Annotated in this window: 14 protein-coding genes; 6 read left to right on the top strand and 8 right to left on the bottom strand. The window is 63.6% G+C overall.

Annotation, left to right across the window (positions count from 1 at the left end):
• Positions 1 to 6: 6 nt before the first annotated feature.
• Entirely contained in the window at positions 7 to 465 is a 459-nt protein-coding gene (locus tag NLM32_RS32595) for a cupin domain-containing protein (RefSeq protein ID WP_194481488.1), read from the top strand.
• A 9-nt stretch (positions 466 to 474) separates the two neighbouring features.
• Here NLM32_RS32595 and NLM32_RS32600 read toward each other — a convergent pair whose 3' ends face one another.
• From NLM32_RS32600 to NLM32_RS32615, 4 genes are all read right to left on the bottom strand, one after another.
• Entirely contained in the window at positions 475 to 1,725 is a 1,251-nt protein-coding gene (locus NLM32_RS32600) for a flavin-dependent oxidoreductase (protein WP_254132818.1), read from the bottom strand.
• A 53-nt stretch (positions 1,726 to 1,778) separates the two neighbouring features.
• Positions 1,779 to 4,130: a bifunctional salicylyl-CoA 5-hydroxylase/oxidoreductase gene (locus NLM32_RS32605; protein WP_254132819.1), complete on the bottom strand. Its 2,352-nt coding sequence runs from the start codon at positions 4,128 to 4,130 to the stop codon at positions 1,779 to 1,781.
• Between the two features lie 98 nt (positions 4,131 to 4,228).
• The gene (locus tag NLM32_RS32610) at positions 4,229 to 5,065 is read right to left on the bottom strand and encodes an enoyl-CoA hydratase family protein (RefSeq protein WP_254132820.1); all 837 of its coding nucleotides are present in this window, start codon (positions 5,063 to 5,065) and stop codon (positions 4,229 to 4,231) included.
• A gap of 26 nt (positions 5,066 to 5,091) precedes the next feature.
• Positions 5,092 to 5,853: an SDR family NAD(P)-dependent oxidoreductase gene (locus NLM32_RS32615; protein ID WP_254132821.1), complete on the bottom strand. Its 762-nt coding sequence runs from the start codon at positions 5,851 to 5,853 to the stop codon at positions 5,092 to 5,094.
• A 194-nt stretch (positions 5,854 to 6,047) separates the two neighbouring features.
• Between NLM32_RS32615 and NLM32_RS32620 the strand changes: the two genes are divergently transcribed.
• From NLM32_RS32620 to NLM32_RS32640, 5 genes are read left to right on the top strand one after another with little or no spacing between them, the layout of a single operon-like run.
• Positions 6,048 to 6,866, top strand: a complete 819-nt coding sequence (locus NLM32_RS32620; protein ID WP_375143593.1) for an alpha/beta fold hydrolase — start codon at positions 6,048 to 6,050, stop codon at positions 6,864 to 6,866.
• A gap of 7 nt (positions 6,867 to 6,873) precedes the next feature.
• Positions 6,874 to 8,163, top strand: coding sequence for an acyl-CoA dehydrogenase family protein (locus NLM32_RS32625; RefSeq protein ID WP_254132823.1), 1,290 nt, complete (start codon positions 6,874 to 6,876; stop codon positions 8,161 to 8,163).
• Between the two features lie 2 nt (positions 8,164 to 8,165).
• A complete protein-coding gene (locus NLM32_RS32630; RefSeq protein ID WP_254132824.1) occupies positions 8,166 to 9,692 on the top strand; it encodes a class I adenylate-forming enzyme family protein in 1,527 nt (508 codons plus the stop codon).
• Positions 9,689 to 10,777 (top strand): NAD/NADP-dependent octopine/nopaline dehydrogenase family protein, encoded by a 1,089-nt coding sequence (locus tag NLM32_RS32635; protein ID WP_254132825.1) that lies wholly within the window; start codon positions 9,689 to 9,691, stop codon positions 10,775 to 10,777. The genes NLM32_RS32630 and NLM32_RS32635 overlap by 4 nt, the downstream gene beginning before the upstream one ends.
• Positions 10,778 to 10,780: 3 nt before the next feature.
• Positions 10,781 to 11,773 carry a 3-hydroxybutyryl-CoA dehydrogenase gene (locus NLM32_RS32640; protein ID WP_254132826.1) on the top strand — a complete coding sequence of 331 codons (993 nt, stop codon included), beginning with the start codon at positions 10,781 to 10,783 and terminating at the stop codon, positions 11,771 to 11,773.
• On the opposite strand, the gene NLM32_RS32645 is transcribed toward NLM32_RS32640, so the two are convergent.
• From NLM32_RS32645 to NLM32_RS32660, 4 genes are read right to left on the bottom strand one after another with little or no spacing between them, the layout of a single operon-like run.
• Positions 11,770 to 12,816, bottom strand: coding sequence for a peptidase M29 (locus NLM32_RS32645; protein WP_254132827.1), 1,047 nt, complete (start codon positions 12,814 to 12,816; stop codon positions 11,770 to 11,772). The genes NLM32_RS32640 and NLM32_RS32645 overlap by 4 nt on opposite strands.
• A gap of 37 nt (positions 12,817 to 12,853) precedes the next feature.
• The gene (locus NLM32_RS32650) at positions 12,854 to 13,621 is read right to left on the bottom strand and encodes an ABC transporter permease (protein ID WP_254132828.1); all 768 of its coding nucleotides are present in this window, start codon (positions 13,619 to 13,621) and stop codon (positions 12,854 to 12,856) included.
• Positions 13,618 to 14,403 (bottom strand): ABC transporter permease, encoded by a 786-nt coding sequence (locus NLM32_RS32655; protein ID WP_254132829.1) that lies wholly within the window; start codon positions 14,401 to 14,403, stop codon positions 13,618 to 13,620. Before NLM32_RS32655 ends, NLM32_RS32650 begins: the two co-directional genes overlap by 4 nt.
• Positions 14,400 to 15,245 (bottom strand): ABC transporter ATP-binding protein, encoded by an 846-nt coding sequence (locus NLM32_RS32660; RefSeq protein WP_254132830.1) that lies wholly within the window; start codon positions 15,243 to 15,245, stop codon positions 14,400 to 14,402. Before NLM32_RS32660 ends, NLM32_RS32655 begins: the two co-directional genes overlap by 4 nt.
• Between the last annotated feature and the right edge of the window lies 1 nt (position 15,246).

Here is a 15,246-nt window from a genome sequence, read left to right on the forward strand (position 1 = left end):
ACTGCAATGAAGAGCGAAATTACCGGCATCACGCGGGCTAACGAGGGGATCCAGGGCATCTCCTGGAACATCCTCGGCCAGACCTATGTGCCGAAGAGCAACACCGAGAACAGCTTCTCCTGGCACGCCACACTGCCGCCGGGCACGTTCGTGCCGCCGCACATTCATCCCGACCAGGACGAATATCTCTACATGCTGGAGGGCAAGCTCGACTTCGTGCTCGGCAATTCGGAGGCGCAGGCGACGCCCGGCGATCTGATCCGCCTTGGCATGGGCGTGCCGCACGGCATCTTCAACAAATCGGACCAGACCGCAAAGGTGCTGTTCTGGGTGTCGCCGACCAAAAAGCTGTTCGACCTGTTCTGGGGCCTTCACAACATGAAGGAACAGAAGCCGGAGGATGTTGTGGCGATGGCCGCCGAGTTCAACATCCACTTCCTGCCGCCGCCGCCGGGCGCCGGCTAGGGGCTCACTTCAGGCGCGCACCGCCGCGAGGCCAGGTACCGCGGCGAAGCCGGCTTTTGTGGCGTAACCACGCACGATCGCTTCGCGCTGGGAATAGCTCAGCACGTTGTCGACATTGTCGAAGCCGTCGGGCGCCAACTGCTCGACGGCATCGATGACGCCCTCGGGCCCGCCGCGCCGGTTGGAGCGGACGATGTCCGCCGTCATCGGCAGGCGCTTCTTCTCATATTCCATCAAGGCCTGACGCGGATGCTCGGCGCGTACCAGCGCGTCCGCAAGGCAGCGCGCATCGAGGATCGCCTGCGAGGCGCCGTTGGAGCCGACCGGATACATGGGATGCGCGGCATCGCCGAGCAGGGTGACGCGTCCGGACGACCAATAGGGCAACGGATCGCGGTCGCAGGTCGGATATTCATAAAACTCCGGCGTCGCCGAAATCAGGCTCTTCACGTCGATATAGGGCACCGAGAAGCGCGCGACATGCGGCATCAGCTCCTCGCGCCGGCCCGGCCGTGACCAGTCTTCCTTCCGCGGCGGCGGCGCATTGCCCTCGCCCACTTTCACGAGCACCGCCCAGTTGGTGAGACGGCTCGCCGAGCTCGATCCCTCCGCGATCGGATAAATCACCACCTTGGCGTTGAGGCCACCGGCAACGATCATCGATTTTCCGGTGAGGAACAGCGGCCAGTCGCGCGCACCGCGCCACAGCATCAGGCCGTTCCAGCACGGCGGTCCTTCGTTCGGGAACAGCGTGTCGCGTACGCGTGAGTGGATGCCGTCGGCGCCGATCAAAATATCGCCGCGCGCGGTGTGGATATGCGAGCCGGCACGATCGAAGAAATAGGCCGTGACGCCGCCATCGTCCTGCGTGAACGCGCCAAGCCGGCAGCCCGTGTGGATCGCCTCCGCTCCGAGCCGCTCCTCGACGGCGCGATGGATGACACCCTGAAGGCGGCCGCGGTGGATCGAGAACTGCGGCACGTCGTGACCGGCATCGACGCCGCGGGCTTCGCGCCAAACTTCCTGGCCATGGCGGTTGAGGTAATAGAGCTGGTCGGTGCGGATCGCGACGTCGTCGAGCTTTTGCAGCAGGCCGAGACTGGCAAGCTCACGCATGGCGTGCGGCAGCGTATTGATACCGACGCCGAGTTCGCGGATCGTATCCGATTGCTCGAAAATCTCGCAGCCGATGCCGCGGGCCCGCAGCATCAAAGCCGTGGTGAGACCACCGATACCGCCGCCGACGATAATCGCCTTCATCGCCCTTAACTCCACTCAATACACAGGCAACGGGGTTAACGTCGCACGAGCGGTCACTCCGCCGCAAGCGGCTTTGTCGCCTCCGCCTTGAGCTCAGCTCGGGTCTTGGGCTTAGCCTTAATTCTCAGCTCCTCGAGATCCTGCCGATCGCGCACGCTGTTGCGGAAAATCTGGTCCTTCCCAGGCAGATATTGCGGCGGGCAGAATGCGTCGTTCGCGCCATACCAGGCCGCCGCCTTCATGGTGAAGAAAGGATCAACCAGGTGCGGCCGCCCGAGCGCGACGAGGTCGGCCCGACCAGCTGCCAAGATGGTGTTGGCCTGGTCTGCGGTCGTGATGTTTCCGACGCACATGGTTGCCACGCGCGCCTCGTTGCGGACCTGGTCAGAGAATGGCGTCTGGAACATGCGGCCATAGATCGGCTGTGCATCGCGCACGGTTTGCCCGGTCGAGACATCGACGAGATCGACACCGGCCTCGGCGAAGGCGCGCGCGACGGCCACCGCATCATCGCCGGTAATGCCGCCGTCGGCCCAGTCGGTCGCAGAAATACGCACCGACATCGGCTTGTGCCTCGGCCACACTGCCCGAAGTGCCTCAAATATCTCGAGCGGGAAGCGCAGCCGATTTTCAAGCGAACCGCCATACGCGTCCATGCGGGTGTTCGTCAGCGGTGAAATGAAGCTGGCAAGAAGATAGCCGTGGGCGCAGTGCAGCTCCAGCATATCGAAGCCGCACCGCTCACCACGCTCCGCCGCGGCGACAAAAGAGCCCTTCACCGCATTCATGCCGGCGCGGTCGAGCTCGCGGGGCACTTGGCTGTCTGGAAAATAGGGTAGCGGCGACGCCGAGACGACATCCCAGCCGCCTTCGTCCAGCGGACGGTCGATGCCATCCCACATCAGCTTGGTCGCACCCTTGCGGCCGGCGTGCCCGATCTGCAGGCAGATTTTTGCGGCGGAGTTACCGTGGACGAAATCGACGATACGCCGCCACGCCGTCTCCTGCTCGTCATTCCACAATCCGGCGCAGCCGGGTGTAATCCGGGCGTCGCGGCTGACACAGGTCATCTCGGTGAAGATCAGGCCGGCGCCACCGATGGCGCGCGAGCCGTAATGCACGAGGTGGAACTCACCGGGAACACCTTCCTTCGCCGAATACATGCACATCGGCGACATCACGGCGCGGTTGGCGATCTCCATCTCGCGCAAGCGGAACGGCTGGAACAGCGGCACCATCGGCTTGTCGGTGTTGACCTCGAACCCATTGCCGCGCACTTGCCTGGCGAAGGACTTCTCGACCTCGGCGACGAAATCCGGCGCGCGAAGCTTCAGATTGTCGTAGGTAATCGCCTTCGAGCGCGTCATCACGCCAAAGGCGAACTGCACGGGATCGAAATCCCAGAAGCGGTCGACATGCTCGAACCAGACCAGCGAGACGTCGGCCGCGTGCTGGGTCTTCTCAACCTCTTCGCGGCGACCATGCTCATAGACATCAAGCGCAGCTTTGATGTCGGGCGCCTTCGCCATCGCTTCGGCCAACGCGATCGCATCTTCCATCGCGAGCTTGGTGCCGGAGCCGATCGAGAAGTGCGCGCTGGCCTTGGCGTCGCCGAGCAGCACCATGTTGTCCTTGACCCAGCGCTTGCTGCGGATCATCGGGAAATTTCGCCACATCGAGCGGTTGGTGAGCAGCTTGTGCTCGCCCAGGAACCAGCCAAAGATCTCGGCCATCCGCGTGGCGGATTGGCTCTCGTTCAGCCCCGTCAGTCCCGCGCGCTCGAACGTCTCCGGATCGGTCTCGAAGATCCAGGTCGAGTGGCCCGCTTCATATTGGTAAGCGTGGGCGATGAACGGTCCCCACTCCGTCTCCTGGAAGATGAAGGTGAAGGCATCGAGCGGCCGGGTCGACCCCATCCAGGCAAATTTGTTGGTGCGGAGGTCGACCTCCGGCTCAAAGTGCCCGACATGCTTCTCACGGAATCGGCTGTTGATGCCGTCGGCGAGCAAGACGAGATCGGCATCGGCAAAGCGCGACTCGTCCTCGACATCGACTTCGAAATTCAGGCTGACACCGAGCTCTCGCGCGCGCTCCTGCAGGATCAGCAACAGTTTCTGCCGCGAGCAACCGCAAAAGCCGTTGCCCCCGACCCGATGCACGGTGCCGCGAAAATGCACCGCGATATCATCCCAATAGGCGAACTCCTGGGTGATGCGACGGTAGCTTGGAAGGTCGTGCTTTTCGAAATTGTCGAGCGTGGCATCCGAGAACACCACGCCGAAGCCGAACGTATCGTCGGCGCGGTTGCGCTCATAGACAGCGATGTCGGCGCCAGGGCGCTGTTTCTTGAGCAGGATCGCTGCGTAGAGACCCGCGGGTCCACCACCGATGATCGCGACTTTCATGGGAGCCTCGCCAATTCACCCGGCCATGAAAACTATTTTAAGCCTAAAATAATTTCTGGCAAGCCCCCATTCCGGGCCTTCCCGCAGGAAAGGGCTGGTCAGTCGCCCCTGAAGACTGGCTTGACCTTGTTGGCAAAAGCCTCGAAGGCGCGCTCGAAATCGGCCGTCGTCATGCATAGGGCTTGAGCCACGGCCTCCGCTTCGATCGCTTCCTCCACCGACATCGCCCATTCCATGGCCAGCATCCGTTTGGTCATGGTGTTGCCGAAGGTCGGGCCTTCCGCGACCTGCTTGGCCAACAACTGCGCCTGGGGCAGAACCTGCTCCGGCGTGACGATACGGCTGAAGAACCCCCAGCGCTCGCCCTCCTCCGCGGTCATGAACCGGCCGGTGAACAGAAGCTCGGAGGCGCGGGACTGACCGACGATCCGCGGCAGGATCGCACAGGCGCCCATATCACAGCCGCCAAGACCCACCTTGTTGAACAGGAACGCAACCTTGGCTCCGCTCGCGGCGAGCCGCATGTCGGATGCCATGGCGATGATCGCGCCGGCGCCGGCGCAGATGCCCTCGACCGCCGCCACGATCGGCTGCGGGCAGGCCCGCATCGCCTTGACGAGGTCACCGGTCATCCGCGTGAAAGCGGTCAGCCCCTTGGTGTCCATCTTGACCAAAGGCCCGATGATCTCGAACACGTCGCCTCCGGACGAGAAATTGCCGCCGGCGCCGGTGACGACGATCGACTTGACCGCGTCGTCAAATGCGCAGGCGCGAAAGAAATCCGTCAGCTCGCGATAGCTCTCGAACGTTAGCGGATTCTTCCGCTCGGGCCGATTGAGTGTCACGGTGGCAACGCCATCGACCACCGCCAGCAGGAAGTGTTGCGGTGAATAGTCGGCGAGCGGCACGGTGACGGGATTGGCTGGTCTGCTCATGAGATTTCCTTCCTTGTTCCGCGCGGTTAGATCTCGCCACCGGCGACAGCAATCGCCTGCCCCGTGATCGCACTGGCGTTCGCGCTGCACAGCCAAAGCACGGCATTGGCCACTTCCTGCGGCGAGATCAGGCGTCCTTGCGGATTGTGTTTTGCGAGCTCGGCGATCGCCTGCTCACGGGTTCGCCCGGTCTTCTTCATGATGTTGTCGATGCTGCCGGCAACGAGATCGGTATCGGTAAAGCCCGGGCAGACCGCATTCACGGTGATGTTGCTGCCGGCCATCTCCAGCGCGAGCGAACGCACGAGACCAATCACAGCGTGCTTGGCCGCCGCATACGCGCTCACATAGGCGTAACCCTTCAGCCCCGCCGTCGATGCAATCGCGATAACCCGGCCATAGGGGCGATCCTTCATTCCCGGCAGGACTGCGCGGACGGCATGGACAACGCCCATGAAGTTGACGTCCATCATGCGCGCAAAAAGGGCGCTGTCCGATTTCGCGAACGGCGCGGATTCGGCGCTGCCGGCATTTGCGATCAGGATATCGATCGGCTTTCGCGCATGCGCTGCGGAGATAGCCGCCTTCAGCCCAGCCTCGTCCGAGACATCGGCGACGGCGGCATGATGCGCGGCCCCTGCGCTTACCGCCTCTTCGAGAGTAGCCGCGTTCCGACCGAGCACCGTCACGGTGGCACCAGCGTCGACAAGGGACGCTGCGATCGCGCGGCCAATGCCGCGACCGCCACCGGTCACCAGTGCGTGCGGCGAATGCGGCAATGCGGACATGAGCGGGCTCCCTCAAGATCTGCTGATCGTTCCTCCGATATATTTTAACCTTCAAACTTTTGCAACGAAAGCGCAGATCGACGCCGCAAACGCCCGCGCGCGAAGCGGCCCGAAAATTGCTTTAAGTATAAAATTATCTCTTCCCATCGCCCGCAGGCCTGTTAGCATCGCCGGGCCAAGCAAAAGGATGTCGCGTGTCGCAGCCTGCGCCAATGATAACAAGGGACGGACGTTTCGCATATGAAGCTGCGGGCGATCCGGCGGCGACCCCCCTTGTTTTCCTGCATGGCATTGGTGGCGCGGCGCGGGCCTGGCGGCAGCAGCTTGCCACGTTCGGCAACCGTTTCCGCACGATCGCATGGGACATGCCGGGCTATGGCGGCTCGGCACCACTGGCCAGCGTCAGCATCGCTGCCCTGGCCGATGCGCTCCAGCAATTCATCGAGCAGATCGGCGCGACAGGCCCCATTCTGGTCGGCCATTCGATCGGCGGCATGATCGTCCAGAAATGGCTGGTGCAATCACCGACACTCGCGCGCGCTGTCGTCCTCGCGCAAACCAGCCCGGCCTTTGGCAAGACCGACGGCGACTGGCAGACATCGTTCATTGCCGCACGCTTGGGTCCACTCGATCGCGGCGAGACCATGAAATCGCTGGCGCCGTCGCTGGTGAAGGAGCTCGTCGGCGACGAACCCGATCCCAAGGGGATGGAGCTTGCACGCGATTGCATGGGGAGTGTACCCGAAGCGAGCTATCGCGCCATGATGCTGGCCCTGATCGGATTCGACCAGCGCAGCACGCTCAAGGACATTTCCGTACCGACGCTGTTGCTCTCCGGTTCGAAAGACAACAATGCGCCGGCGCCAATGATGGCGAAAACGGCAACTTACATTCCCGCGGCCGAATATGTCGAACTCCCCGGCGTCGGCCATCTCGCCAACCTCGAGCGGCCCGATGCCTTCGACAAGGCTCTCGGCAGCTTCGTCGATTCCGTTGCTGCAAGACGCGAGTGACTGCGCCATGACCATGCAAGTCAGCAAGACCATCGGCACGAGCGACAAGGTCGCGCTGGATGCGCCGATCTTCGATCCCGTGGCTTTCCGCTTGAGCGACGAACAAGCCGGGATCATCGCGCGGGCGCGCGAGATCGGCCAGAGCGTGTTCGCGGCTCGTGCGGCGGCTTACGATCGCGAGGCGATCTTCCCGACCGAGAATTATCGCGACCTGCACCGCGTCGGCCTCCTCGGCATCGCCGTACCGAAGAAGCATGGGGGGCTCGGAGCTGACTACCAGACCTACGCCCTTGCAGCGGCGGAGATCGGCCGCTATTGCGGCGCGACCGCGCTGACCTGGAACATGCATGTCTGCTCCACCCTGTGGTCGGGCCCTTTGGCAGATGATCTCGACATGGATGCGGAGACCCGCGCGGAACACGAAAAGCGGCGGGCCGTCCACTACAAGCGCATCGTCGAGGACGGCGCGATCTATTCGCAACCATTCTCCGAAGGTGGCGCGGCAGCCGCAGGCGGCGTTGCCTTCGGCACGGAAGCGAAGCCTGTCGAAGGCGGCTGGATCGTCAACGGCAAGAAGATCTTTGCATCCCTCTCCGGCCACGCCGACTATTACGGCGTGCTCTGCACCGAGATCGAGGAAGGCGAGAAGGCCTCACGCCGCAATACGCTTTACCTCGCGATCTCCGCCAAATCGCCGGGTGTTTCCGTCGTCGGCGACTGGGATCCGCTCGGCATGCGCGGCACGGTCTCGCGGACGCTGCTGTTCAAGGATGTGTTCGTGCCGGACGACTCTGCGCTGATGCCGCGCGGCGTCTACTTCCAGGCGGCGATGCGCTGGCCGCATATGTTCCTGACGCTTTCGCCCACCTATATGGGGCTCGCGCAAGCCTCTTACGATTTCACGGTGCGCTATCTGCGCGGCGAGGTGCCGGGCATGCCTCCGGTTAAGCGCCGGATGTACCCGACCAAGCAGATCGCGGTCGCGCAGATGCAAATCAAGCTCGAGCAGATCAAGGCAATCTGGTTCCAGGCCGTTACCGAAGCGCGCGCCAATCCAAGCAAGGAGCAGACCCTGCGCGCCTATGCCGCGCAATATTCGGTGATGGAAGGCGCCAATGAACTCGCCGCGCTTGCGATCCGCACCTGTGGGGGACAGGCGATGCTCCGCTCGCTGCCGCTCGAGCGCATCTATCGTGACAGCCGCTGCGGCTCGCTGATGCTGCCCTGGACGGCCGAACTCTGCCTAGACCGGATCGGTCGCGAGGCGCTGTACGAGGCCGGCGAAACGGACGACTGACGGTGGACCTCTGCAGTCTGATCGATCGCAACGCGGCGTTTTCGCCAGACAAGACCGCCATCGCCTTCGAGGGAGAGCGGCTGAGCTATGCTGCGCTCGCCGATCGCATCGAACGGGCGGCAACAGCCTTGAAGCAGGAAGTCGGTGTCCGCCGAGGCGACCGCGTCGCGATCCTGAGCCTGAATCGGCCGGACTATCTGGTCCTGCTCTATGCATGCGCGCGGCTCGGCGCGATGCTGGTGCCCTTGAATTGGCGGCTGGCGGTCGCCGAGCAGCTCTTCATCCTCACCGATTCCGGCGCCAAAGTGCTGGTGCTCGAGCAGGCATTTGAGGGAATTCTTCCCGAACTCGCGCCGGGCACCACCTGCATCGGCCTCGATTTTGCGCCACCGCACGGCATGGCCTTTGAAGGCCTGCTGGCGCGCAAGGGAAGCAGCGGACGCAATCCGCACACCGATCTCTCCTGCCCGCTGTTGATCGTCTACACGTCAGGGACGACCGGGCGGCCGAAAGGCGCGGTGCTGCGCCAGGAGGCGCTGTTCTGGAACGGCGTCATGAGCCAGCACATGCACAACATGACATCCGACGATCATGTGCTGACGGTGTTGCCGTTCTTCCACGTCGGCGGGCTCAACATCCAGACGACCGCCGCGCTCCAGCTTGGCGCAACCGTCACGATCCACGCCCGCTTCACGCCCGACACGGCGCTCGCGAGCATCGAACGGGAGCGGCCGACGCTGACAGTCATGGTGCCGGCGATCATCCAGGCCGTCAGCGAGCACCCCGCCTGGGCCTCGACCGATCTCTCATCGCTGAAGGCCGTCGCCACCGGCTCGACCATCGTGCCGCCGCACCTGATCGATCGCTTCGTCGCGCGCGGCGTGCCGGTGCTGCAGGTTTACGGCTCGACGGAAACCTGCCCCATCGCGGTCTACACCCGCCTCGGCGGCGACTTGTCGCGCGCCGGATCGACCGGGCTTGCCGGCCTGTGCTGCGAAGCGAAGGTGATCGATCAGGCCGGCAACGAGGTGCCGACGGGCACGCCGGGCGAGATTGCGGTCCGCGGCCCCAACGTCCTCTTCGAATATTGGGGCAATGCCGACGCCACACGCGAAGCGCTGCACGACGGCTGGTACCGCACCGGCGATATCGGCCTGTGCGACGCGGACGGCTACTTCTGGGTCCGCGACCGCAAGAAGAACCTGATCATTTCCGGTGGCGAGAACATCTATCCGGCCGAGGTCGAACGGGTGCTGCTCGAGCATCCTGACGTCAGCGAATGCGCCGTGATCGGCCGGCCGGACCCGCGCTGGGACGAAGTCCCCGTCGCCTATGTCATCCGGCGAGCCGACTGCCATCTCGAAGCGGACGAGCTGAGAGCGCACGTTCAGGCGCAGCTCGCCCGCTACAAGGTTCCACGCGACATCGTCTTCGTCGCTGACATGCCGCGCACAGCGCTCGGCAAGGTCCAGCATTTCTTGCTGAAGCAGATTGATGCGCAGTCGCGCGCGCAAGGAGAAGCATCTTGAAGATTGCGGTTCTGGGTGGGGGAAACGGCTCTTTCGCGGCCGCAGGCGACTTTGCGCTGTCGGGGCATGAGGTCCGGCTGTGGCGCCGGGACGCAGAGCAGGTCGCTGCACATCGCGCCGCTGGCTCACGCATCCTGCTGAAGGATCACAACGGGCAGCACGATGTGAAGCTCGCGCTTGTGACGACCGATATCGCTGAGGCCGTCAACGGGGTCGAACTGATCGTGTGCCCTGGTCCCGCCTTCGCGCAGCAGGACATCGCCCGGCTCCTCGCGCCGCACCTGCGGGATGGTCAGGTCGTGTTTCTGCCACCCGCGACGTTCGGCTCAATGATCTTCGCGCAGGCCGCGCGTGACGCCGGCAATCGTGCCAAAGCAAGCTTCGCCGAAACGGGAACGCTGCCGTGGCTCACCCGCAAGCACGGGCCATTCGAGGTCGCGATCACCATCCGTGCCAAGCGGCTGCCAGTCGGCGTGTTCCCGCTCGACCGGGCGTCACATGCGCTCGAGGTGATCGGGCGCGCCTTCCCAGGCGTGATCGAGCCGTGCGGCGACGCGCTGTCCGGCGCGCTGATGAATGCAGGTTGCATCATCCACCCGCCGCTGATCGTGATGAACGCCGGCCCGATCGAGCATTTCGAGCGGTGGGACATCCACAAGGAGGGAACGCAAGCCGCGATCCGGCGAGTGACCGACGCACTCGACGCCGAGCGGATCGGCGTGCGCGAGGCGCTCGGCTATGGCGCACCGCATTTTCCGCTCGCGCACCACTACGCCAAGGAAGGCGAGATCTGGATGTACGGCCGTGGCTCGCATGACCGCCTGACGGATTCCGGCGACTGGCGCGAGCGGATCGCGCTGAGAGAACACCGCTACATGCGCGAGGATCTGCGGCTTGGGCTATCGCTGCTGGTGTCGGTTGCGGGGCTCGCGGGCGTGGCCACGCCGCTCGCCAAGGCCTTCCTGGCCATCGGCGGCGCCATCTGCGGCGAGGATTTTGCGCAAGGCGGGCGGACGCTGGAGACGCTGGGGCTTGGCAAGCTTCACAAGGCCGAATTGCAGTTGCTGCTTCGCGAAGGATTCTGACCGATGACTCGTCGCGCCAACATTGCCTGCCTCGGGGCCGGACGCATGGGCCGCGGTATCGCCGTCGCGTTCGCCTATGCGGGGCATACGGTCACGATGATCGACATCAAGGCCCGTTCAGCCGACGATTTCGCCAGGCTGGAGGCGGACGCGCTCGGCGAGGTCCGGAAGACCTTTACCAGCCTCGCAAAGCTGGGGCTGCTGACCGAGACCGACGTCGATCCGCTGATCGCGCGGGTTTCGGTGGTGCCGGCGAGCCGAAGCAGCGCCGCGCTGTCGGAAGCCGGAATGGTGTTCGAGGGCGTTCCTGAGGTCGTCGAGCTCAAGCGGGAGGTGCTGGGAGCGGCTTCAAAACAGGTCGGCCCCGACGCGATCATCGCATCGACCACGTCGACCATCCTGGTCGACGATCTCTCCGGCGCAATCGTGAACCCTCGCCGCTTCCTCAACGTGCACTGGCTCAACCCGGCCTATCTGATCCCGCTGGTCGAGGTGTCGCCCGGCAAAGCCACGGATACCGCCATCATCGACGAGGTCAAGGCGCTGCTCGAAGGCATCGGCAAGGTGCCCGTCGTCTGCGCAGCGACGCCCGGCTTCATCGTTCCGCGCATCCAGGCGCTGGCCATGAACGAGGCCGCGCGTATGGTCGAGGAAGGCGTCGCCAGCGCGGAGGAGATCGACAAAGCGATCCGCTACGGCTTCGGCTTCCGCTATGCGGTGCTTGGATTGCTCGAATTCATCGACTGGGGCGGCGGCGACATTCTTTTCTACGCCAGCCGCTATCTCGAAGGCGCGCTCGGCAGCGACCGCTATCGGGCACCGGACGTCATCTCACGCAACATGCATGAAGGCCGGATCGGCCTCCGCACGGGCGCAGGCTTTCTCGACTATTCAGGCATGGACGTTGATGCCTATCGCGCAAAGCGGCTCCAGGCCATGGTCGACCTGCTCCGGCACTTCGACCTCGCTCGTCCGCCGGTGCTCGACCGCGACTAGCCGAAGACGTCCTGAAGCACGCCGTCCCGCACGACCGCCACGCCATCAAGCTCGATAGTCGTCCCCATCATCGGCAGGTCGAAATGGCCGGCAGTATAGCGGCCCGCGAATTCATTGGCACCGGTCGAGAACAGGAAGTTGCCGGAGACGGCGCGGATCTCCGTGCCGTTGGTGTCGCGCTGGTCGTACATCGACAACGCCTCGTAGCGCGCACCCGGGTTCATGCCGAAACCGACGTGCGACACAGCATAGGCCTCCCGATCGCCCCAGGCGGCAAGATAGGCGCGCATCATGGCGGCATCCGTGCCCTCGCCCTCCAGCTCGACCACGTAATCGTCCTTCAACGTCATCTTCACCGGCGACGCCAGGTAGCGCTTGAAGGTGAGATTGATGTCGCCCGGGGCCATCACCAGCGTGCCATTGATCGTCCCACTCTTCGGAAAGCTGACGACGATGCCGCCCGGCCAATGCGCCAGCGTTCCCGGCTTGTCGGTCCAGCCCCACACGCCGACCGTCGAAGCGCCGACCATGTCGACATCAAGTGACGTGCCGGCATTCGAGGTGACCCGCATGCGCTTCGTCCCACGCAGCATTTTGGCCGCTGCGCGAACGCGCTTCTCCAGCGCCGGGTCCGGCACCATGCGCTCCAGCGCCTCGGGATGTTCGTTGGAAATCACGAGTATCCGCGCGCCGGCCTTCAGGATCTCGGGCGTTTCCACCGCATGCATCAGGCCTTCGATGGTGCAATCCACCACGAAGCCAGCCTGCTGAAGTGCAGTGATGACCGGCCCAATCTTTTGGATCGCTTCGCTGGCGCCGGTTGAGCGGACCGGAACGATATTCCGATTGCGCGGCGTCGGCATGACGACGTGAAAAGGCATCGCCCCCATGCGCAACAGCGCGAGCTCCGCCAGATGTACATTCAACGCGCGCGACTGCGTCTCTGAGAGAATCGCTGCGGTATCGCCGGCCTTGACGGCGCAACGCTCGAAGATCTCGCAAAATGCGTCGATCCATTTTGCCTCGATGCGATCAGCCAGCATGGTTCACTCCCGGTCTTCTGGTTTCTTGTTTGTCAGGTCACGCTTCGGGGAAGCCCCGCAAGAGGTACGACCGCACGGCGCCCAACAGGCCGTTCAAGATCAGCCCTAGCAGCGAGATCGTAATCAACGGTACGAACATGTCGACGGCCTGGAAGGTACGCGCCGCCGTCACGAGGGCATGGCCCAATCCGTCCGTCGACGTGATCATCTCGGCCAGAAACACCACGATGCACGAAATGACAAGGCCGATCCGGCACCCCGTCAGGATCGACGGCATCGCCGCCGGCAAGACGACCTTGAACAGGATTTCGTAGCGCGGCGTTCCCGCCGCCATGGCCGACCAGATCAGCTTCTGCTCCACCGTTGAAGCCCCGTAGTAGGTGGACAGCAGAATGGGAAAGAGCGCGTCCGCCGCAACCAGCGTGATCTTCGATCCGTGGCCGAAGCCAAGCAACAGCAGCAGAGCGGGATAGAGCGCGACCTTCGGCAATGGCGCCAGCACCCGCACAATCGGCCGGACGAAGGCATTGATCGCCGGACTGGCAGCAGCCGCGATGCCGATGCCGACGCCAAGCACGACCGCAATCGCAAAACCGGCGAATAGCCGGATCAGGGTCGCCGCGATCTCCTGCTGGAACGTCCATGTCACGAGCTGCTGGAGCAGCCGGCTGAAGACGACACCCGGCGGCGGCAGCAAAACCGCGGGCGCGAAGCCGAATGATACCAGGCCTTGCCACAGCGCAATCACCAGCACGATTGGCGCGAGCCCAAAGATGACGTTTGCTGAGAGAGAACGCGACATCATGAGAAGCTCAACGGTATGTCGAACTGAGGTTCGGACCAGCGCACCAGTCTTGCGCGGACGCGCTCGAAGACCGCATCGAGGCAGATGCCCATGGCGCCGACGATGATGATCATCGCGTAGACCGTATCGTATTGGCCCATGTCGAGCGCGTTGAACAGGATGTTCCCCGCTCCCGATTGACGTGCGATCATCTCGCTGGTGATCATCGTGATCAGCGCCAGCACCAGGCCGGTACGGCATCCGGTGAGGATCTCCGGGAGCGCGGCAGGCAACACGATCCGGACCAGACGCTGCAGGGGCGACAGCCCCATCGCCGCACCCGACCACAGCATCTTCTCCTCGACGGCCTTCGCGCCTTCAAAACTGTGATAGATCACCGGAAGGCTGACGCCGAGGAAGATCACCAACGTCTTGGTGATGTCACCGACGCCGAGCCACAACATGATGATCGGCATCAGCGCCGCCTTCGGCACCGGATAGATCACCATCAGGAGCGGATTGAAGAAGGCTGCGACGGCCCGGCTACGGCCCATCAACAGGCCCAGTGGGATCGAAACCAGCACCGCTATGCCGAACCCGATCGTCATGCGACGGAGCGAAGCCAGGATGTTGATCAGGGATTCCTTGTCGCCGAGGATATCCGGGATCGCGCGGATCGCTTCGATAGCCGTCGGAAAGCTGTCGTTCTTCAGCGCAAGCGACGCGACCTGCCATACCGCCAATAGTCCGATGCAGGCCAGCACTGGCGCAGCTCGTTTCGCCATGGCAGCCGGCGAGATCATGAGGCCGAACCCGCTTCGTCGCTTTCATCGAACATGCGCTCGATGTCGACGACGTATTTCTGGTAGCGCGGATCGAGCAGCAGCTCGTTACGGCGCCTCGGCCGCGGCAGATCGATATCGATGATTTCCCGGATGCGGCCGGGAGACTTCGACATCATCACAACCTTGTCCGAGAGGAAGACGGCTTCGTCGACCGAATGGGTGACGAACAGCACCGTCTTGCGGTCACGCTCCCAGATATTCAGGAGATCGTTCTGGAGACGCGTCCGGGTATGAGCATCGAGCGCACCGAACGGCTCGTCCATCAACAGGACTTCTGGATGATAGGCGAGCGTCCGGGCCAGTGCGACGCGCTGCTTCATGCCACCCGACAGCTCCTTGGGATAGAAATTCTCGTAGCCCTTGAGCCCGACCATTTCGATCAGAGCGCGGCTCTGCGCTTCCGCCTCTACGGCTCGCACACCCTGCTGGCGCGGGCCATACATCACGTTGCCAAGTACGGTCTTCCAAGGAAATAGCGCAAACTCCTGGAATACCGGCCCGCGATCCGGACCCGGGCCCGCGATCGCCTGTCCTTTCATCTTCGCCGCGCCGCTGGTCGGGCTGACGAAACCGCCGACGATGTAAAGCAACGTCGACTTGCCACAGCCGGACGGACCAAGGATGGAAACAAACGCCCCCTCATCGATCGTCAAGGAGATGTCCGACAGTGCCACATGATCCTTGCGCGCCGAGGTCTGAAAGACCTGCGAGACGCGGTCGATCTCGATGATTGCCGAAGCCGGCTTCTGTGACGTCACCGGTCTCACCCATTCGCTCGATCTCGAAGGCACTACCTTCATC

It is taken from the genome of Bradyrhizobium sp. CCGUVB14 (assembly GCF_024199935.1).
GTDB lineage: Bacteria > Pseudomonadota > Alphaproteobacteria > Rhizobiales > Xanthobacteraceae > Bradyrhizobium.